Source organism: Paenibacillus sp. NRS-1781 (assembly GCF_050467745.1).
Classification (GTDB): domain Bacteria; phylum Bacillota; class Bacilli; order Paenibacillales; family Paenibacillaceae; genus Paenibacillus; species Paenibacillus terrae_A.
Map to the genome: position 1 here is coordinate 1 of NZ_JBITPI010000108.1, position 1015 is coordinate 1015.

The window sequence follows — 1015 nt, forward strand, 5'->3', positions numbered from 1 at the left end:
ATTGAACAGAATATGACCCTTCTTCACTTCCGGCTCCAAGCTAATAATGCGTTCATGCTTCTGCCCCTTGGAATGGACACTTTCAACAGGCGTATGTATCTTCGCTTTCCATAACTCTTCTTCAAATTTCTGCTTCATATAACTCTGTGCCTGATTGACTTCAAATCCCAGCTTATCTACAGGGTAAAGCTTCAACTTCTCCATAGCGACTTGAAACAAATCATCCGGCAACAGTTTATAGATGTTACCGTCAATCACATACATCTGCTTTGTCTTTCTGTGCTGGCCTATAATTGAAATAGCCGAATAGTCGTTTTTCTTCCCTGCTTTAATGGCTGGATCAATGTACATCGCGATTTCCATCTCCTCAAACTCAGGCAACCTGTCCCAATACATGATATTCTGAAATATGTATTCGTCTGTTGAGCGCGGATCGTTCTGTAGCTCTTTATAGAAACTCTTTTCTCCCATCGCTTGCTTCTTGCACATCAGATAGTAATAGTCCAAATACTCGCTCCATAGGATTTCCGTCCCCTCCAACATTTCCCCTTGGTGAGCTATAAAAAAGGACAATGCCGTATTGATCCTGTCCTCATCCTGCAAGTTATTATATTGTCGTTCCCACTCTGACCACAGATCATCACGCTCTGAAAATTGAAGCACGGCTGCTTTACGGACACTCCTCACACCTGGGATTTTACCCTTGAGCAGATCGGCCATAATATCTTCTTCGTTCAAAATCGTTCCGCAGATCAGAATATTGGTATCCCTTGTGCCAATAGGTAGAATAACATCCGTAAATGTATTTTTAATTTGTTCTCGTTTAGCTTCGGATCGTGCCGTATCCTCCTTGAGCAAATCATCCATTAGAACCAGCGTAGGACGGTGATGCTTATAGTGAATACCTCTCAGGCTACCGTCAATCCCACGAATCATAATACAGGAATCTAGTCCACCTTTACTTTTGAGCCATATTTCATTGTTGTTCCAGCGACTCCCTTTACGAATCCCAAAA

At 42.4% G+C, this 1015-nt stretch carries 1 pseudogene; it reads right to left on the reverse strand.

Annotated features, from left to right (window positions below):
* Positions 1-936: pseudogene (locus ACIFO6_RS24135) on the reverse strand (phage terminase large subunit); the annotation flags it as partial.
* Positions 937-1015: the final 79 nt, after the last annotated feature.